The 17,282-nt window shown below is 68.0% G+C and carries 25 protein-coding genes; 24 read left to right on the top strand and 1 reads right to left on the bottom strand.

Annotation, left to right across the window (positions count from 1 at the left end; genetic code table 11):
• Positions 1-7 precede the first annotated feature (7 nt).
• The 11 genes from AB5J49_RS08015 (at position 8) to AB5J49_RS07965 (ending at position 7,110) form a co-directional block, all read left to right on the top strand.
• Positions 8-2,077 carry a hypothetical protein gene (locus AB5J49_RS08015; protein ID WP_369167803.1) on the top strand — a complete coding sequence of 690 codons (2,070 nt, stop codon included), beginning with the start codon at positions 8-10 and terminating at the stop codon, positions 2,075-2,077.
• Positions 2,078-2,293: 216 nt separating this feature from the next.
• Complete coding sequence (locus tag AB5J49_RS08010; RefSeq protein WP_369167802.1) at positions 2,294-2,722, top strand: hypothetical protein; 429 nt, start codon at positions 2,294-2,296, stop codon at positions 2,720-2,722.
• 286 nt (positions 2,723-3,008) lie between these two features.
• A complete protein-coding gene (locus AB5J49_RS08005; RefSeq protein WP_369167801.1) occupies positions 3,009-3,182 on the top strand; it encodes a hypothetical protein in 174 nt (57 codons plus the stop codon).
• The gene (locus AB5J49_RS08000; RefSeq protein ID WP_369167800.1) at positions 3,179-3,694 is read left to right on the top strand and encodes a hypothetical protein; all 516 of its coding nucleotides are present in this window, start codon (positions 3,179-3,181) and stop codon (positions 3,692-3,694) included. Before AB5J49_RS08005 ends, AB5J49_RS08000 begins: the two co-directional genes overlap by 4 nt.
• A 2-nt stretch (positions 3,695-3,696) precedes the next feature.
• Positions 3,697-3,906 (top strand): hypothetical protein, encoded by a 210-nt coding sequence (locus tag AB5J49_RS07995; protein ID WP_369167799.1) that lies wholly within the window; start codon positions 3,697-3,699, stop codon positions 3,904-3,906.
• A gap of 5 nt (positions 3,907-3,911) precedes the next feature.
• Positions 3,912-4,136: a hypothetical protein gene (locus AB5J49_RS07990; RefSeq protein WP_369167798.1), complete on the top strand. Its 225-nt coding sequence runs from the start codon at positions 3,912-3,914 to the stop codon at positions 4,134-4,136.
• A gap of 123 nt (positions 4,137-4,259) precedes the next feature.
• On the top strand, positions 4,260-5,000 hold the full coding sequence (locus tag AB5J49_RS07985) for a hypothetical protein (protein WP_369167797.1): 741 nt from the start codon (positions 4,260-4,262) through the stop codon (positions 4,998-5,000).
• 108 nt (positions 5,001-5,108) lie between these two features.
• Positions 5,109-5,321, top strand: a complete 213-nt coding sequence (locus tag AB5J49_RS07980) for a MerR family transcriptional regulator (RefSeq protein ID WP_369167796.1) — start codon at positions 5,109-5,111, stop codon at positions 5,319-5,321.
• 112 nt (positions 5,322-5,433) lie between these two features.
• Positions 5,434-5,883 (top strand): hypothetical protein, encoded by a 450-nt coding sequence (locus AB5J49_RS07975; protein ID WP_369167795.1) that lies wholly within the window; start codon positions 5,434-5,436, stop codon positions 5,881-5,883.
• Entirely contained in the window at positions 5,883-6,800 is a 918-nt protein-coding gene (locus tag AB5J49_RS07970; RefSeq protein ID WP_369167794.1) for a hypothetical protein, read from the top strand. The genes AB5J49_RS07975 and AB5J49_RS07970 overlap by 1 nt, the downstream gene beginning before the upstream one ends.
• Positions 6,801-6,810: 10 nt before the next feature.
• The gene (locus AB5J49_RS07965) at positions 6,811-7,110 is read left to right on the top strand and encodes a hypothetical protein (protein WP_369167793.1); all 300 of its coding nucleotides are present in this window, start codon (positions 6,811-6,813) and stop codon (positions 7,108-7,110) included.
• Here the strand turns inward: AB5J49_RS07965 and AB5J49_RS07960 are convergent.
• Positions 7,103-7,309 carry a hypothetical protein gene (locus AB5J49_RS07960; RefSeq protein WP_369167791.1) on the bottom strand — a complete coding sequence of 69 codons (207 nt, stop codon included), beginning with the start codon at positions 7,307-7,309 and terminating at the stop codon, positions 7,103-7,105. The two genes, AB5J49_RS07965 and AB5J49_RS07960, sit on opposite strands and share 8 nt — an antisense overlap.
• Before the next feature lie 413 nt (positions 7,310-7,722).
• Here AB5J49_RS07960 and AB5J49_RS07955 point away from each other — a divergent pair, with 413 nt between their 5' ends.
• From AB5J49_RS07955 to AB5J49_RS07895, 13 genes are all read left to right on the top strand, one after another.
• On the top strand, positions 7,723-7,947 hold the full coding sequence (locus AB5J49_RS07955) for a hypothetical protein (RefSeq protein WP_369167790.1): 225 nt from the start codon (positions 7,723-7,725) through the stop codon (positions 7,945-7,947).
• Positions 7,948-8,289: 342 nt separating this feature from the next.
• Positions 8,290-9,027, top strand: coding sequence for an HNH endonuclease (locus AB5J49_RS07950; RefSeq protein WP_369167789.1), 738 nt, complete (start codon positions 8,290-8,292; stop codon positions 9,025-9,027).
• 51 nt (positions 9,028-9,078) lie between these two features.
• Positions 9,079-9,552: a hypothetical protein gene (locus AB5J49_RS07945; protein ID WP_369167788.1), complete on the top strand. Its 474-nt coding sequence runs from the start codon at positions 9,079-9,081 to the stop codon at positions 9,550-9,552.
• Positions 9,539-11,167 (top strand): hypothetical protein, encoded by a 1,629-nt coding sequence (locus AB5J49_RS07940; RefSeq protein WP_369167786.1) that lies wholly within the window; start codon positions 9,539-9,541, stop codon positions 11,165-11,167. The genes AB5J49_RS07945 and AB5J49_RS07940 overlap by 14 nt, the downstream gene beginning before the upstream one ends.
• A gap of 15 nt (positions 11,168-11,182) precedes the next feature.
• Positions 11,183-12,574: a phage portal protein gene (locus AB5J49_RS07935; protein WP_369167785.1), complete on the top strand. Its 1,392-nt coding sequence runs from the start codon at positions 11,183-11,185 to the stop codon at positions 12,572-12,574.
• A 3-nt stretch (positions 12,575-12,577) separates the two neighbouring features.
• Positions 12,578-13,579, top strand: a complete 1,002-nt coding sequence (locus AB5J49_RS07930) for a hypothetical protein (RefSeq protein ID WP_369167784.1) — start codon at positions 12,578-12,580, stop codon at positions 13,577-13,579.
• Positions 13,580-13,588: 9 nt separating this feature from the next.
• Positions 13,589-14,167, top strand: a complete 579-nt coding sequence (locus tag AB5J49_RS07925; protein ID WP_369167783.1) for a hypothetical protein — start codon at positions 13,589-13,591, stop codon at positions 14,165-14,167.
• Positions 14,168-14,224: 57 nt separating this feature from the next.
• Positions 14,225-15,187, top strand: coding sequence for a phage major capsid protein (locus AB5J49_RS07920; protein ID WP_369167782.1), 963 nt, complete (start codon positions 14,225-14,227; stop codon positions 15,185-15,187).
• A 25-nt stretch (positions 15,188-15,212) separates the two neighbouring features.
• A complete protein-coding gene (locus AB5J49_RS07915; protein ID WP_369167780.1) occupies positions 15,213-15,620 on the top strand; it encodes a hypothetical protein in 408 nt (135 codons plus the stop codon).
• 11 nt (positions 15,621-15,631) lie between these two features.
• Positions 15,632-15,892, top strand: a complete 261-nt coding sequence (locus AB5J49_RS07910; protein ID WP_369167779.1) for a hypothetical protein — start codon at positions 15,632-15,634, stop codon at positions 15,890-15,892.
• A 15-nt stretch (positions 15,893-15,907) separates the two neighbouring features.
• Entirely contained in the window at positions 15,908-16,477 is a 570-nt protein-coding gene (locus AB5J49_RS07905; protein ID WP_369167778.1) for a hypothetical protein, read from the top strand.
• The gene (locus AB5J49_RS07900; RefSeq protein ID WP_369167777.1) at positions 16,474-16,887 is read left to right on the top strand and encodes a DUF6093 family protein; all 414 of its coding nucleotides are present in this window, start codon (positions 16,474-16,476) and stop codon (positions 16,885-16,887) included. Before AB5J49_RS07905 ends, AB5J49_RS07900 begins: the two co-directional genes overlap by 4 nt.
• On the top strand, positions 16,884-17,282 hold the full coding sequence (locus tag AB5J49_RS07895) for a hypothetical protein (RefSeq protein ID WP_369167776.1): 399 nt from the start codon (positions 16,884-16,886) through the stop codon (positions 17,280-17,282). The genes AB5J49_RS07900 and AB5J49_RS07895 overlap by 4 nt, the downstream gene beginning before the upstream one ends.

Genomic DNA, 17,282 nt, shown 5'->3' with positions numbered 1-17,282 from the left:
GCGTCAGATGGCCACCCCGCTGAGCGATGAGCGTCCGCCGCTGATGCTCGTCAAGGACACCCCCGGACCGACCGCCTTCAAGGCTCCGATTGAGACGGATCGTCCGACGTGGATCGAGTCGGCCCGCACGATCGCCGACCGCACCAACCGCGTGGCCAACCTGACGCTGCTGCCGCACACCCTCCGCGGCTACCGGCAGCTCGGTCGCCGCTGGCTCGACCGCTACCACAACCACTATCCCCAGCTGATCGCCTCAGCAGACCGGGCAGTGCGCGATGCGGCCGGCGACGTCAACCAAGAAGCCCACCTGAAGCGGCTCGCCGATGGCTACCGCGCCGACTACAAGCAGCACCGCAAAGCTTTCGCAACGAAGAGCGCTGGCGTGGCTGGGGCGGTAGCCGGGGGAGTCAGCTTCGGCGCAGTCACTGGCAGCCTGTGGATCGACCTCATCGCTGGACTCAGCGCCTGGGGGCTCGGCGCCTTCCACGGCCGCGACCGTTCCGGCGGCGCAGAGCCCGACCCGATCGGCGACACGACTGCCTCGGTGCCGCGGGGCGAGACTGAGATCCGCGGCGAGGCCGACCTCGTCTCCGCCCTGGTCAAGGCCAGCATCATCAACGACGCTCAGCGCGACGAGACACGCCTCGTCGGCATCATCCGGCCCGCTGGCCCCGGATGGACGGCCACAATCGAGCTGCCCGGCGGCATGAAAGCGTCGACCGCCATCTCGCGCGCGGAGGAACTGGCCTCGGCGCTGCGGGTGAAGAAGTCCCAGATCGAGATGCATGCCGACGCGTCCGAGGAAGGCCACGAAGGGCGCTTCGTCCTGTGGGTCGCCAACGAGGCCAACCCCTACGGCTCCAAGCCGGTGCCTTCCCCGCTGCTCACCGCGGACCGCCTGGACTTCTGGCAATACGGCGTGCCGCTGGGCACCGACGCCCGTGGTGCCCGGCACGTCCTGGAACTGGTGTGGTGCTCCATCCTCCTGGGGGGGCTGCCCGACTACGGCAAGAGCTTCCTGGCCCGCCTCGTGACCGCCCCCGCCGCACTCGACCCGCACATGACCGTCCACGTCGCCACAGGCAAGGCCGGACCCGACTGGGTCGGCACCAAGCAGTTCGCCCACTCCTACGTCGCCGGCAATACCCCCGAGAAGATCCTTGCCTTCCTGGACCTGCTCAACGGACTGATCGCCGACATGCAGAAGATCGGTCAGCGCCTGGAGGAGCTCTCTGAGGAGCACCCGGAGCGCTGCCCCGAGGGCAAGCTCACGCCTGAGCTGGCGAAGGAGTGGAAGCGCGGCCTGACGCTGTTGGTCGTGGACGAGCTGCAGGAGCTCCTGGACGCCGCCGCCATGATGAAGATCAAGCCGGATGACGATCCGGACAGCAAGGACCGGGGGCGCAGCGGCAAGGACGTCCTCGTTGAGACGATGGCCCGGTTCGTGCGGGTCAGCCGGTACGTGGGCGGCATGGGCCTGTTCATCACCCAACGCCCGGACGCCACCAGCGTGCCGACGCTGCTGCGGGAGGTGTGCCGCAAGCGCGCCTGCTTCCGCGTCAAGGGCGCTTCCAGCTCCAGGATGGTCCTCGGTGACGACGCCGTCGCCGCGGGCGCGGCACCGCACATGCTGCTCGATTCGCAGAAGGGTGTCGTTGTTCTGGACCAGGGCGGCGAGGAGGGGCACGTGACGCTGAAGACGGACTTCATGACGATCCCCGAGTTCCGGGAGATCTGCCTGCGAGGCCGTCAGCTGCGCATCGACACCGGCACCCTGACCGGGTTCGCCGCCGAGTACGGCAAGGCCGACCAGGCTGCCGCTGCGCACAAGATGCTGCTCTCCGACTGCCTCATGGTCATGGACCACGACGGTGTCGACCGTATCCGCACCCAGCGCCTGGTGGAACTTCTTCAACTCCACCATGGGCTGCGCTACCGCGATCTGACCCCCGCCAACCTGCAGACGCAGCTGCGGGAAGCGAACGCGGGCACCACACGCAAGCTCGGCCCTCTCGATGGCATGGCGAACCCGAACGGCTACACCCGGGAGCAGCTCACCGAGGCCCTCCGCAAGTAGGGCAAAACACCCGGTCGAGACCCGGTCGGCGCCTGGTCTTGACCCGATACGCCCCGGTATGTCGCCCGGTCGGGCTATGCGGCGATCCGGTCGGTCGGCCAGGCAGTCACATCCTCGACCGGGCCGCATACCACCGCAAAGACGACATCGACCGGGTGTTGACCATCTACCAAACCGCCCAAACCAGTGCAAAGCAACCGAAGAGGAGACCCACTCATGCCCCGTACTTGGCAGCCCCACCAGGCGAAGAAGTTCGCCCGCGAGGTCGAGCTCGGACGGCCCTACTACGTCGTCATGAAGGTCGCCCAGAACATCGCCCCCTACGAGGACCCCGAGCTGTACAGCGAGTACGTGTTCGACTACCGCCGCCCGTTCACCAATACCCCCGCCTCGGGGTCCATGGATGCCGTCCAGCTGTGCCAGAACTACGGCCCGGTCTACGACGCCCCGCCGCGCGGCGTCCGCAACATCGCTGACCCGGCCCCGCAGGTTGGTGCACCGCTCGGCTCCAACGACTACCGCGGCCCCCTCGACGAATCCGAGATCCGCGGGCTGGAGAAGCGGGTCAAGGACAGCAGCGACCCCCACACCCGGCAGGGCCGCGGCGGCGAACCCAAGCCCAGGCGCCGACACAGCTGGTTCTAGACCCGCCCGAAACCAATCCACAGGAAGGACGCGACATGGACCGACAGCAGGCCGTACAGGAAGCCGCCCGCGAGGTGATCACCCACGGAGGGTCGGACTGCCTCACCGACCCGCGCATTCCGATGGAGGCCATGAAGCGGGCCCTCGATGCCGGGGCCACGCACGACGACATCGCCGCCAGCGCGGCTAACTCAGCCGGGGCGCCCCTTCCCGCCTGCCAGCAATCAGGGGCGCCCCATCCCTCCCAGCCCGAATCAGACCGAACCAGGAGATCACCATCATGCCAATGACCGACCAGCAGTGGGAGGCGCAGAACGGCACCCTCTCGCCGAGTGAAGCCCGTGCCCGCGGCCTGTGCTGGCACTGCTCCGGCAAGGGCGCCAACTGGACCGCCTTCGGCGGCGTCCAGCGCAAGGTCGACTGCCCGGAGTGCCGCGGCGACGGCAAGGCCAAGCGATGACCACGCACACGCTCATCGCGGCAAGCTCGCGGCCCACCCCCGCACTCGACCTCGAAACCCGACTCGCGCTACTCGGCGTCGAGATGGACGCCCGCCTCGACGAGGCCGCCGTCGCGTTCGCGGTCAACACGGCCCACATCGCCAGCGCCGACCCCGTCACCGACACCGCCGAGGTCGTGCCGCTCACCCCCACCGCGACACCCACCCTCTACAACACCCCGATCGCCGACGTCCTTCATCGGGCCCGCCTCCGGATCGAGGCCGACGGCTGGTGCCGAGACAACCTCTTCGACGAGTCCGGCGCCATCTGCCCCATCCGCGCCATCCGCCTCGAAGCCGCCACCCGCCGTGAAGCGGACGACGCCTGCGTACTCCTCCTCGACGTCATCCAGCAGCACTTCGACCCCGGCGCGGAGACGATCCCCAGCTGGAATGCCAGCCAGAACAGCCCCGCACCCGTCCTGCTCGCATTCGGCCACGCCGCCCAAACCGCGAACGCGAAGGGAATCTGATCATGAGTGTCCGCCGCGAAAACCCGCGTGACGACGACCGCCGAACCCGAGCCCTCCTCGACGCCGCCGACTTCGCATTCGGCCGCGCGTCCGCCAACGGGCTCGCCGCCCACTTCGAAGACGTCGTCATGGAAGGCCTCATGAACGACAAAGCCGCCGCAGCCGAGGGCGCCTACCCGCCCGCCGGCCACACCTACCCGAAGCGAGGCTGACCCCGATGCGCATCCCGATCCCCGACAGCACCGCCGCCTACGACGGCACCAACACCGCCGTGACCGTCGCTCTGCTGGCCGCCGCACGGTGCCCCCACGGCCACAACGTCATCTACACCGTCCCCGACGTCGAAGACCTCGACCACTACCAGCAGAAGGCCACCACGTGGGCCATCCACCACGCCAACGAGTGCACGGGGGCAGAGCAGCGACAGCTCAAGGCCGCCTGAACCACCGCGCACCGCCCTGGCCCCGGCCCTCGGTCGGGGCCTTCGTGCTGCCCGGCGTTGTCAACCCCTTGGTGCACACTTAACGCAGAGTCACCAGCAGCCCCGCCGCACCGAGGAGCCGCCGTGCACGACCAAACGCCCCACCCCTGCCCCGGCCCCTGCAACAACGCCTGGCGCCGATCCGAGGCCCTCCGTGAAACCGACGGCACCGAACACCACCTCACCCCGTCCTGGGGCCAGCCCGTCCAATGCGGCGACTGCGTCGAACGCGGCCTGCACCAGCTCGAAGAACTCCCCGAACTCCTCGACGCCGTACTCCTCGAAGCCCTCGAAGGCACCCCCGCCAAAAACGTCGGCACGATCGGCCGCGTCACCGTAGCCACCTGGCCCGGACAAGCCTCCCGGCTCCTCGTCGACCGCATAGTCGGCGAAATGGCAGAACTTCAGGCCGACATCCTCATCCAGCGCCGCATCTGGCACCCCGACCGGCTCCCGGCCCGCAGCACCGCACCCCGCGAGGCCGACCACATCCGCCGCATCGCCAACAGCCTGTTCACACACTGGGACTGGGCCATGCAAAACCACCCCGCCGCGAGCGAACCCCACACCGCAGGCAACGCCAACCCGGGCGGCCAAGCCGCCAGTTGGCACAGGTCCGCGCAGCTATTCACCCACCGCGACAACCCGCGCGTACAGATGACCGCCTCGTGCCCCCGCTGTCACCTCAAGACGCTGTCCCACAGTAACGGCGAGACGTACATCGCCTGCCGCAACCCCGAGTGCGAACTCCTCCTCAGCCGCTCCGAGTACGAGCAGCACACCCGAGAGCTCGCAGGCGCGGTCACAATTCGTCAAGCAGCTTGACCGTGATCGTCATTCTGTGTCACATTTCTGCACGGACCACTATGCCCACACAAGGCCCCGCAGCCACACGGCGCGGGGCCTTCGGCATACCCAAGGGAGGAACCGCCCATGGTCGACCTGGACGGAGACCTCACCCGCAAAACCTGGACCGTCGCAGAAGCCGCTGAGGCGGCCGGAGTCGACCCCAGCGTCATCCGCCAATGGAAGTGCCGCGGCAAACTCCAGCCCGTCAACCCCGGGCGAGGACGACCCCGCTTCCGCGCCATCGACGTCCTCAAAGCCGAAGCGGACACCCGCGACCGCGCGCACCGCGCCGCCTAGTCTCGGGGCCACTCGGCGGCGGCCCCGACGTCCCGCCGCCTGCACGCGCCCCAGCCACAGGCGGCGGGACCCCGACACGCGCCACGCGGCGCCCACTCGATTGGAGTCCGCCGTGGCCAACCTCGTACTGAACGCCGCGCTCGGATACCTCAAGCGATACGCCGAACAGGTCGGCACCGGGAACGCCGCACTCATCCTGGTCCCCATCGAAACCGCGGGCCTGGAAGCCGACTCCGTCCTGCGCGACAAGGACGACCTCGCCGCGTTCCTATCCGGCACCACCAACGAACAGACGACCATGGGCAGGAAGACGGTCACCGCGTGCACCGTCACCGTCGACGACACCAACGATCGACTCGCCCTGGACATCGCCGACCAGACATGGACAGCGGCCTCCGGTAACCCGATCTCGAAACTGCTGATCTGCTTCGACCCGGACACCACCACCGGAACCGACTCCACCATCGTGCCGATCACCCTCCACGACCTGACCCTCACCCCGGACGGCAACAACTTCACCCTGACGATCGCTGACTTCGCGCGGGTCAGCTCGGCTGCCTAGTGGCCGCCTTCACGGACGACTTCAACCGCGCCAACACCTCAGACCTCGGTGCTGGCTGGGTCGAGGTCTCCGGCGACTGGTCGATCGTCTCCAACCAGCTCTCGCCCGGATCGAGCGGCGGAACCATCATCCTGCGCGCCGCCGCAGCGATGGACAGCAGCGATCACTCCGCGCAGGTCACGATCGCTGCGACGACGGCGGCGAGTCAAGGCGTGTGGTGCCGCGGGAACAGCACCATCAGCAACGGCTACCTGTGGCGCAACGACGGCAGCACCTGGGACCTTTTCTCGGTCGTCGGAGGTTCCTTCAGCGTCATCGGCACCTATGCTGCCGCAGCCTCACCGGGGGACGTCGCGAAGGTCCAGGCCGTCGGCTCAACGATCAAGGCGTTCGTCAACGGTATCGAGCGGATCAGCGTCACGGATACCGGCGTCGCGACGGGCACCAGCGTCGGCCTCCGAAGTGAATCGACCAGCTTGATCCGCTTCGATGACTTCACTGCAGCAGATGTGACCGCTGGCGCCACCCTCGGCACCGCAGGTGAAACCGAGACGGCACAGTCGCTGACAGGCACCAAGACGGCCACGCTCAGCCCCGCATCGGCCAACGAGGCGGCACAGCCCCTGACCGGCACGAAGGCAGCCACGCTCGGCATCACGCTGGAAACCGAGACCGTGCAGGCCATCGCTGGCACGAAGAGCCGAACCCTCGGCCCAGCTGGATCCGGCGAGGAAGCGCAGCCACTGGCAGGCGCCAAGAGCGCCGCCCTCGGGTCGGCCGTAGAGACCGACACCGCAAGGCCGCTCGCCACAGCCGGCGCCGACGAGGACATCGACGTCACCGTCGGCGCGCCGTACAGCCGATGGACAGTGAGCGAACCCAGCAGCCCACCCTGGCCTGTCGGTGCCCCGTACTGAGGAGGCGGACATGGAACTCCCCGCCACCACCACCGAGCACGTGCACGCCGACGTCACCCCACCCGCCGGAGTCGACATCACCGGCACGCCGCCGAAGCTGGCCATCCTCCCCGTCCACAACCGCGACAACCCGACGGCAGAGGACTGGAAGACCGGCGAGTGGGTCAACGGCACCACCGCCCGGCTCCTCATCGGACCCGACGGAGGCGCGGTCACCCTGACCCCCGGCGACTACCGGGTCTACGTCAGCGTCGACCCACCCGGATCCGAGAACATCGTCCGCATGTCCGGCTACCTCGGCATCACCTAGGCCGACGCCACGGACGATCCCGCCCGTGATCCCGGTCGACGCGCATGTGCCGGCCGTAGCCCACGAACACGACGATCAGCGCCACGGCCGATGGCACCACCAACAGCGGCTGACCATACGCCCAGCCGAACACCAGCCCACACATCGCCGCCACCAGCACACCGGCAGCCACATTCCCCTGCACGCTCACCACCCCCAAGGCCGAACACCGTACCGAGCGGAGGCGGCCATGCCCAGACGCGGGGGATACCGGGTGTGCACCGTACCCGGGTGCCCGACCTACACCCAGGCTGGCGGCCGATGCGACGACCACCGCCGCGAGGCAGAGCAGCGGCGAGGCAGCGCACGACAACGCGGCTACGGCAAGCAGCACGAGACCCGCTTCCGTCCCGCGGTCCTGGCCCGCAACCCGCAGTGCGTGTGCACCGACGAGGACCACGGCCACGGATCACCGTGCGGCCAACGCTCAGTGCACGCAGACCACTGGCCGCTCAGCCGGCGTGAGCTCATCGCACAAGGCCTCGACCCAGACGATCCCAAGCGAGGGCGCGGCGTCTGTCACTCGTGCCATTCCAAGTCGACTGCCATCGAGCAGCCAGGAGGGTTCAACCGATGACCACGAAGGCCAAGTCGAAGGCCGACGAGGAGCAGGCAGAGGCGACCGAGGAGCCGACGAAGGTCGAGGAGGAGGCACCTCTGTGTGGTGCCCCGCACTACCTGCCCATGCTCGCCCACGTCACCTGCACCGAGCCGGCTGCCGACCCGGACCTGCCGCCCGGCACCCCCGAGCACGAGCACCGGCACGAGGACGGGGACGCGGTCTACGTCTGGCGGTGATCGCGCTGGGACGCGGCTACGGGGCGCAGACGTCACATTCCGTGACGGAAGTCTTGATCATACCCAGGGGTATGCCCCGCGATCATGAAACGACAGGGACCGCCGGGGAGACGGCCGCCTGGTCGGGAGGGTTCAGACCTTTCAAGATCATCTCTGCTCTTGATCGTCAATCACACACCGCAAGCAGCCCGAGGGTAGCTCCCGAGGACTAGAAGCCCCCGATGACTCCAGACATCGGGGGCTTCGTCATGTCTGGAGACAAGGCGAATGACCGACCGGACCTGCCGAGGCTGCGTGTCCCCTCTGCCGTCATGGCGGTGGGTCTGGTGCAGCAAACGGTGCATGCACTTCGTCCAGAGTCACCCCAACGATTTCCTGAGGATCTTCCGCTGGTGCAAGCGTTGCGGCGCGGAAATAGAGCATCTGCCGCCGCATGTCCGCTATTGCGACCGGGAGTGCCACAGCAGGCACGCCAATCAGCGAGCAAAGGCTCGCCGCGCAGCGAAGCAGATCCACGAGGTGCACCGCGTATGCGTCAGCTGCGGCACCGACATTTCACAGCGCCGCAAGACCGCGAAGTACTGCTCGAAGCGCTGCGCCGAGATCGCCTACGGCCAGAGGCTTGCCGAGCCCATTCCGTTGCGCCACTGCGCCCTTCCCGAGTGCAGCGGGGAGTTCCAGCCGCACCGCTCCGACCAACGCTGTTGTTCCGAGAAGCACGGCAAGCTGCTCTATAACCGCGAGTCTCGCGCTGACGGTAGACAGAAGCCGCCACCGTGGTCGGATGCACGGCGCGACCGTTACCACCGTCGACGAGCCCTAAAGAAGGCGACGTCGAGCGGTGACCCGGTGCTTCTCACCGAGATCGCCGCACGCGACAAGTGGCGTTGCCACCTCTGCGGAATTGACATCGACCCGAACTGCCCGTGGCCAGATTCGATGAGTCCGAGCCTCGACCACGTGGTGCCGCTGTCGCTGGGCGGTGCACACGCCCCGGAAAACGTCCGCCTCGCCCACCTCGGCTGCAATAGCGCGAAGGGCAATCGGGGCGGTGGGGAGCCGTTGCTCCTGACCGGCTGAGCGCAACGCCCGGCCGTCATCCGCGTCGCAATGACGCTGTGAGGAGACGCTATGCCGAAGGGTGGAGCACGAACCAGGAGCGGACCGCCGCCGGATCCGAACGCATTGAAGCGCGAACGGGACGCCGGTGAGTGGACGATTCTTCCTGCTGAGGGCCGTGAGGGCGCAACGCCTGACTGGCCGTTCGAGGAGCAGAGCATCCGCGAGGTTGTGCTGTGGGAGCGTCTGTGGCGGATGCCGCAGGCTTTGATGTGGGAGCGCTACGGCCAGGAGTTCGAGGTGGCCCTTTACGTCCGCCGGCTGGCTGAGGCGGAGAAGCCGGACTCGGCTGTCGTCTTGTCGACACTGGTGCGGCAGATCGCTGACTCGCTGGGGCTGACGACGCCGGGGATGCGTAGTAACCGGTGGCGTATCGACCGGCCGAGCGAAGAAGGGGAGGCGTCGACTGGACCCGGTGGGGCTGCGGTCGTTGCGCCGACCTCGGCTCGGGCCCGGTTGAGGGCGGTGCCTGGTGGTAGCGGCTGACGACGGTACCTGGCCGCTCGACTTCCCAACGCTGTACGTCGTTCCGGACTGGGTCACCCGGCACTGCAAGTTGCAGTCGGTGGGTGGCCTAGACCCCGAGCCGCAGTCGTTCGAGATGTACGACTGGCAACTTCGGATCACGGCGAACTTCTACCGGATCAAGCCGACCGCGCAGCCTGGCCAGTTGGCGACTGCGTTCCACTACCGTCGGGCGCAGGCCGTGGCTCCGCAGAAGTCCGGCAAGGGTCCGTGGGCGGCGTCGATCGTTGCTGCCGAGGCCGTCGGGCCGGTTCTCTTTGCCGGTTGGGCCATCGGCGGGGAACGGTACCGCTGCTCGGATCACCGGTGTGGCTGCGGATGGGTGTACGAGTACGAGCCGGGCGAGCCGATGGGTCGTCCTTGGAACAAGCCGCTCATTCAGATCACGGCGACGTCCGAGGACCAGACCGACAACACCTACCGGCCGCTTCAGGAGATGATTCGTAACGGGCCGCTCTCCGAGATCATGCGGGTGGGCGAACAGTTCATCCGCCTTCCGAACGACGGGCGGATCGACGTCGTCACGTCATCGGCTCAGTCCCGGCTGGGCAACCCGATCACGTTCGCGCCGCAGGATGAGACCGGCATCTGGACCGACGGCAACGGCATGACGAAGGTTGCCACGACACAGCGCCGCGGCCTGGCGGGCATGTCGGGGCGGTCGCTGGAACAGACGAACGCGTGGGACCCCACGGAGAACTCGGTCGCCCAGAAGACGGCAGAGACCAAGGTCAAGGACGTCTACCGCTACCACCGACTGCCGCCCAAGGATCTGGACTACACCAAGAAGCCCGAACGGCGAAAGATCCACGCCTCGGTCTATCAGGGCAGCCGTCACATCGACCTCGACTCCATCGAGGGCGAGGCCTCCGAGCTGATGGAGAAGGAGCCGGCAGAGGCGGAACGCTTCTACGGCAACAGAATCACCGCCGGCATGGGCACCTGGCTACAGCAAGATCGCTGGGACGCCCGCATCGCCCTGGAGGACGTGCCGGACGGTACGGCCCTCGTCCTGGGCTTCGACGGTTCCGACGTCGACGACTGGACCGGCATCCGCGCAGAGACCTTGGAGGGCTATCAATTCACCCCAACCTATGGCCCTGACAACCGGCCGTGCATCTGGGACCCGGAGGAGTGGGGCGGCCAGGTGCCGCGCCTTGAGGTCGACGCGGCTGTGGACGAACTCATGGGTCGCTTCAACGTGGTCCGCATGTACGGCGACCCGCCGTACTGGACCAGTGAGATGGCGGCCTGGCAGGCGCGGCACGGCGAGAAACGCGTCACCGAATGGCAGACGTATCGCGTGGCACAGATGCATGCGGCCTGCGAGCAACTGCTGACGGACGTCACGAAGAAGGACACGTCGTTTCGGCACGACGGATGCGAGACCACGTCCATCCATGTCCGGAACGCCCGCAAGGCGGCCCGGCCGGCCAAGCGTTACGTCCTGCGCAAGGCGACGCACATTCAGAAGATCGACCTTGCCGTGGTCTCGGTCCTCGCTCACGAGGCTGCATGCGACGCCATTGCGGCGGGCGAGGCCCGCACCAAGAAGCGCCGGGCGCGCGGATTCTGACCGAGAGGGGGCCGGATGCCTCAGCCTGCAGTCCAGTCCCCTGAGTGGTGGCGTGACCGCCTGTACGAGAAGTTGAGCAAGCGGTCCGAGGAGACGAAGGTCTTCGATGACTACTACGAGTGCGAGCACCCGCTTCCGCATCTGCACGAGAAGGCGCGGGCCCCGTTCCGGCGGCTGTTGCAGATGTCGCGGGCGAACTACATGGAGCTCGTCGTCGACGCGCTCGTGGGACGCCTGGAGGTGGCGGGGTTCCAGTCGGACGTTGACGCCACGGGGGATGCTGATCAGGCGGCGTGGGCGCTGTGGCAGGACAACAACCTGGACGGCGGCTCGTCGCTGGCTTTTCTGGAGGCGGCGATCCGCGGGAACGCCTACATGCTGGTCTCGCCGGACAAGCGGCTCGGCTTCCGGATCACTCCGGAGCATCCGACGCAGGTCATCACGGAGGGCAAGCCGGGCGAGCCCGGCGAGATGGCGGCGGCGCTGAAGCTGTGGGTGGACGACTGGACGTCCAAACTCTGCTGCACCGTGTATCTCCCGGACCGCATCTACAAATTCGAGGCACCCGAGCCGAAGTACGGCGACACGAAGAAGCCGCAGTGGGTGCGCCGCGAGGTGGCGGGCGAGGAGTGGGGCGGCAAGAACGTCCTGGGCGAGGTGCCGTTCGGTGAGCTTGCGAACCGGCCTCGGATGCTGAAGCCGGGCGCCTCGGAGCTGCGGTCGGTGACAGGCATCCAGGACCGGATCAACAAGACGATCGCGGACCGGATGATGACGCAGGAGTTCGCGGCGTTCCCGCAGAAGTGGGTCACCGGGATGGAGATCCCCGTCGACGCGAACGGCCAGGATGTGGAGCCGTTCGATGTCGCCGTGAACAAGATCCTGATGGCGGAGGAAGATGGAGCCCGCTTTGGCCAGTTCGCCGCCGCCGACCTCAGCGGGTACTTGAAGGCTAAAGAAGCTGATGTCCACGACATCGCCGCGATCACATCTACCCCGCCGCATTATCTGCTCGGCTCGATGGTCAACCTCAGCGCGGAGGCGTTGAAAGCAGCCGAGGCGGGCCTCATTCACAAGATCTACCAGCGGCGCAGGTTCCTGGAGGAGGGCTTGGAGCGCACGATGCGGCTTGCCGGGTTCGCCTCCTCGCAGGCGCGCATCGTGTGGAAGTCGCCGGAGTGGCGGACCGAGGGTGAACTCGTCGACGCACTGGTGAAGATGAGCACCCTCGGAGTGCCTCGCGAAGTGCTGTGGGAGCGCTGGGGCGCGACGCCGCAGGAGATCGAGCGGTGGCGCAAGCTCAGCGAGGACGCCCTGGACCGGGCGCTCGCCGGGGATGTTGCAGCCGAGTACGGGCCGAAGCCGACGGCCACGGTCGAGCCAGCCGTCGCGGACGCCGAGGAGTAGGCCGTGGCGACGGCCCGGCGGCTCGCGCTGCGCCACTACCGTCGCCAGCAGCGCATCACCCGCCTGACCGCCAACCAGATCCAGGAGCTCTGGCGGCTCCTCGACGTAAGCGACCTGACCGGCTCCTGGAAGGCCGGGATCGGCCGACGGATGGCGCAGGTCGTGGCGGCCGGCCAGTTGGCGTCAGCTGGCCTTGCGGATGACTACGTCGATGAGGTGGCCGACGTGGAGGGCGGCGACCCGGAGCGTGCTGGAGCGGTTCGACCGTCGGCGTTCGCCGGCTTCGCCGCGGACGGTCGTGCGCTGGACTCGCTGCTGTACCTGTCGGTGATCACAACGAAGCAGGCGATAGGCGGCGGGCTCGACACGCAAGACGCCCTGATGCGCGGCCTGCGGCAAGCCCTGACGCTGTCGTCGTCGGAGGTGACCCAGGCTGGCCGCGGGGCGGTCGGCGCGTCGATGGCCGGGAAGAGGACCATCCAGGGCTACGTGAGGGTGGTCAACCCGCCCGCCTGCGCTCGCTGCATCGTCCTGGCAGGCAAAGAGTACGGCTGGAACACCGGCTTCCAGCGGCATCCCAAGTGCGACTGTGTGCACCTGCCGACGACGCTGATCGCCCGCCGCCAGTACCGCGGCTACATCGACCCCCAGTCGTACTTCGGCAATCTCTCGCGCGCTGAGCAGGACCGCATCTTCACGGCCGCGGGTGCGCGGGCGATCCGGGAGGGCGCCGACATCGGGCAGGTCGTGAATGCGCGCCGCGGCATGTACACCTCGACCACCTATGGCCGGACACTGCGGGCCACGCGTGAGGGCACGACGACGCGGGGCCACTTCTACCGGCAGGAGCGGGCCCGGGACATAGCCCGGGGGCGCGTGCCCGCCAACATCGGCCGCCAGTACCGGCTGACGTCACCCCGGCTCATGCCTGAAGAGATCTTTGAGCTTGCCGAGAGCCGCGACGAGGCGATCGCCATGTTGCGGCGCTTCGGCTATCTGACCTGACCGCGCGCAATGCGCGGCCTTATCCCGCAACGGGAGTTCCGCATGTCCGAATCAGCAACCGAACCGACCGCGCCGGAAGGCGGCGAGCCCGCCGGGCAACCGCCTGAGCCGAGCACCCCGGCCGGAGACGCCCCCTTGGGTCCCGCCGGCGAGAAGGCGTTGAACGAGTGGAAGCAGCGCGCCAAGGCTGCCGAGAAGGCGAGCCGGGAGCACGCTGCACGACTCCAGGAGATCGACGACCGAGACAAGTCCGAACTGCAGAAGGCCAACGACCGGCTCAGCAAGGCCGAGCAGCGTGCCGCCGCAATGGTGGAACGTACCGCCCGTGCCGAAGTGCGAGCACTCGCAGCCGGCACGTTCGCAGACCCTTCCGACGCCGCGGCCTTCCTGAACGTGGCCGACTTCGTCGACGACGAAGGCGACATCGACAGCAAGGGCATTGAGAAGGCCCTCGCCGACCTGCTGAAGCGCAAGCCCCACCTCGGCAAGGAGGCCGCGCCGCCCTCCTTCGATGGCGGCGCCCGCACCACCGCGGCGAAGCCTCAGTCCATGAACGAGCTCATCCGCCAGCAGGCGGGCGCGAGCTAACACCGTCCGGCCCGGCTTGATCCGGCCGGCCATTCTCACGAAAGGCAGGCAGAAGCCGTGGCCTACAACAACCTGACGAGCCGCACCGATGCCGCGGCTCTCATCCCCGAAGAGGTCTCCAAGGAGATGCTCGGCAAGGCCGTCGAGGACTCGGCGGCGCTGAAGATGTTCAAGCGGATCCCGGTGGCGCGCGGCCAGCTGCGCCTGCCGATCCTGTCGGCTCTGCCGGTCGCGTACTGGGTGAGCGGCGACACGGGTCTGAAGCAGACCACCGAGGTCAACTGGGCGAACAAGTTCCTGAACGTCGAGGAGATGGCGACGATCGTCCCGTTCCCCGACAACGTCCTCGCCGACACGGACGCTGACCTGTGGGACGAGGCGGAGCCGCTCGTGCGGGAGGCGTTTGGTCGCCTGCTCGACTCCACGATCTTCTTCGGCACGAACGCGCCGTCGAGCTTCCCGACGAACATCCTGTCGGCCGCAACAGCCGCGGGGAACAGCGTCAACGAGGGTTCCACCGCAGCGAACGGTGGCTTCTTCGGCGACATCGACAACGTCTACGAGAAGGTCGAGGCCGACGGCTTCGAGATCAACGGCTGGGTGGCTGCGACGTCGGCCAAGAGCAAGCTGCGCCGGGCGCGTGACACGCAGGGCCGCAAGCTCGACGAGAACCGCGTCCCCGGTGACATGCGCACCCTGGACGGCTACCCGATCGAGTACGCCATGAAGGGACTTTTCCCCCTCGCGGGTGGAGTCGGCGTCGATGGCGTCCGGCTGTTCGGCGGCGACTGGGACGAGTTCGTCATCGGTGTCCGCTCGGACATCACGATGAAGATCCTCGACCAGGCCGTCATCCAGGACAACACCGGGGCGATCATCTACAACCTGGCCCAGCAGGATATGACCGCCGTGCGCCTGACCTTCCGCGTGGGCTGGCAGGTCTCGAACCGCATCAACAACGAGCAGCCGACCGAGGCGTCCCGCTACCCCGTCGGCGTGCTGAAGACCGTCGGCGCCTGACCCGAACCCCACGAAGGAGACAGACATGCCTGACACCGCCCCCTACGTGCGGGTCATCGAGGCCGATGTACCCGCCGTGTCCACGGCCGGCAACGACGACGACACGGTCGTTGCGCAGGCCCCGTTCGACTGCACGGTTACCTCCGTGGAGTACGTCCCGGAGGCGGCCATCACCGGCGCCGACACCAACAGCCGCACGGTGAGCCTCGTTAACAAGGGCGCGGCAGGCTCGGGTACGACCACCGTCGCCTCGCTGGCGCTCACCAACGGCGTCAACGCCACGGCGAACAACGAGCGGGCCATCACTCTGTCCGGCACCGCGGCCAACCTGGTCCTCGCGGCCGGGGACACCCTGCAGTGGCGATCCGTCCATGTCGGCACAGGCATTGCCGACCCCGGTGGCCTTCTCCGCATCACCATTTCCCGGAACTGAGGAGCAGACCCATGGCTGCAACGCGACCCAACAAGCCGGCCGAAGAGCCGCAGAATCAGCCCGTTCCCGAGGGTGACGAGGTGGCCAAGGCGGTTCAGCGGGCCACCGACAAGGCGCAGGAGCAGGGCTTCTTCGGCGTCGAGGTTGACCCCACGCCGAACGAGCACTATTCGGTGGCCGGCGTCGTCGAAGGCAAGCCGACTCCGGAGACGGACGCCGGCCACGGGCGGGAAGTCCGGCAGAAGCTCGACGACGACGCCCGACTGCGCTGATGAGGGGAGGTCGCCGTGGCTCTTCCTCCGTTCGCTACGGCGGCTGAACTGGCCGCGATGATGCAGGCGCCGGTCGATGCGGCTGCGGCCGAGTTGGCGCTGGCGTCTGCATCGGCTGTGATCCGCCGGTGGACGCGGCAGACCATCACCCGCGTCACGGACGATGTGGCGCAGCTACGGGTCCTTGACTGCGCCGAGTTGGTGCTGCCGCAGCGGCCGGTCGTCTCGGTGGCCGAGGTGAAGGTCAATGCGCTGGTCCTCAACGACTGGGTGTTGTCCGGGGATCGGCTGCTGCGGACGGGTGGCTGGCATTGTCTGCCGGGCACGTCGTCGTATCCGGATCCGGGCATTGTGCAGGTGACGTATACGCACGGTTGGGATGAGATTCCGGACGAGGTGCGGGCGGTGTGCCTGGATCTGGCGTCGTCGACGGTGTCGAATCCGGGGATGCTCAGGCAGGAGGCGATCGACGACTACAGTCGCACGCTCGCCGCGGAGTCGCTCGGGCTTGGTGCCCTGTCAGAGGCCCACAAGTCCATGCTGGGTGACTTCCGGCGCCGCATCGGCACGGTGGGGCTGCGGTGAGCCAGCTGGACACCGTGCTCGCCGCGGGTCGTCGGGCGGCCGAGGCGCGGATGCGGGACACGGTCCGCCTGTACTCGCAGGGGGCGGACTCCTTCGACCGGACGACGGGTAACACCGTGCCGGGCGTCCAGACGACGCTGTATGCGGGCAAGGCCAGGGTGAAGGCGATCGCTCAGTCGACGGGGGAGGAGGCCGAGGCCGGCGAGCGCGAGTTGGTGCTGCGTGAGTACGAGGTGCAGCTGCCGTGGGCCACGTCGTTGCCGGGTGGCACGCGCGTGCTTCCGGGGATGCGGGTTGAGGTGACGGCGTCGCCGGATGCGCGCATGGTCGGCCTGGTCCTGTGGGTGACGGGTGCGGCGTTCTCTGATCAGGCGACGGCGTGGCGGATCAGGACGGAGGACCGGTCGTGAGTGCTCGTTTCGACATGTCCGATGTGCGTCGCCTGGAACGCCATCTGGCTCGTGCAGTTCCGCGTGCGCGCAGGGATGCGCGGGCGGTGACGGTGCGGGGTGCGATGAACATCAAGCGGGACTGGCGAGCCAACGCCCGTGCCTCGTCCGGGCGGCACGCTCCGCACTACCCGCGCACCATCGGCTTCGACATCGCCGCCTACGGGCCGGACATCATCATGGCGACGATCGGCCCGGACAAGGGCGGCCCGCAGGGCGCGCTCGGCAACATCTTGGAGTACGGCTCGGTGAAGAATCCGCCGCACCGAGACGGCGGCCGGGCGCTGGACGTTGAGGAGCCGCGGTTCGAGGCTCAGATGGCGATCATCGTCGCCCGCGGTTTGGCCTGGTGGTGA

Origin of the sequence: Streptomyces sp. R28 (genome assembly GCF_041052385.1) — a bacterium.
GTDB lineage: Bacteria > Actinomycetota > Actinomycetes > Streptomycetales > Streptomycetaceae > Streptomyces.
This window is presented reverse-complemented; position numbering and strand designations above follow the sequence as displayed.

Bases quoted from the DNA above. Each gene is read 5' to 3' on its own strand.
- AB5J49_RS07915 (WP_369167780.1), top strand. From the start codon at position 15,213: ATGCCTGACACCGCCCCCTACGTGCGGGTCATCGAGGCCGATGTACCC.
- AB5J49_RS07935 (WP_369167785.1), top strand. From the start codon at position 11,183: ATGCCTCAGCCTGCAGTCCAGTCCCCTGAGTGGTGGCGTGACCGCCTG.
- AB5J49_RS07910 (WP_369167779.1), top strand. From the start codon at position 15,632: ATGGCTGCAACGCGACCCAACAAGCCGGCCGAAGAGCCGCAGAATCAG.
- AB5J49_RS08000 (WP_369167800.1), top strand. From the start codon at position 3,179: ATGACCACGCACACGCTCATCGCGGCAAGCTCGCGGCCCACCCCCGCA.
- AB5J49_RS07990 (WP_369167798.1), top strand. From the start codon at position 3,912: ATGCGCATCCCGATCCCCGACAGCACCGCCGCCTACGACGGCACCAAC.
- AB5J49_RS07965 (WP_369167793.1), top strand. From the start codon at position 6,811: ATGGAACTCCCCGCCACCACCACCGAGCACGTGCACGCCGACGTCACC.
- AB5J49_RS07980 (WP_369167796.1), top strand. From the start codon at position 5,109: ATGGTCGACCTGGACGGAGACCTCACCCGCAAAACCTGGACCGTCGCA.
- AB5J49_RS07995 (WP_369167799.1), top strand. From the start codon at position 3,697: ATGAGTGTCCGCCGCGAAAACCCGCGTGACGACGACCGCCGAACCCGA.
- AB5J49_RS07950 (WP_369167789.1), top strand. From the start codon at position 8,290: ATGCACTTCGTCCAGAGTCACCCCAACGATTTCCTGAGGATCTTCCGC.
- AB5J49_RS08015 (WP_369167803.1), top strand. From the start codon at position 8: ATGGCCACCCCGCTGAGCGATGAGCGTCCGCCGCTGATGCTCGTCAAG.
- AB5J49_RS08005 (WP_369167801.1), top strand. From the start codon at position 3,009: ATGACCGACCAGCAGTGGGAGGCGCAGAACGGCACCCTCTCGCCGAGT.
- AB5J49_RS07925 (WP_369167783.1), top strand. From the start codon at position 13,589: ATGCGCGGCCTTATCCCGCAACGGGAGTTCCGCATGTCCGAATCAGCA.
- AB5J49_RS07945 (WP_369167788.1), top strand. From the start codon at position 9,079: ATGCCGAAGGGTGGAGCACGAACCAGGAGCGGACCGCCGCCGGATCCG.
- AB5J49_RS08010 (WP_369167802.1), top strand. From the start codon at position 2,294: ATGCCCCGTACTTGGCAGCCCCACCAGGCGAAGAAGTTCGCCCGCGAG.
- AB5J49_RS07955 (WP_369167790.1), top strand. From the start codon at position 7,723: ATGACCACGAAGGCCAAGTCGAAGGCCGACGAGGAGCAGGCAGAGGCG.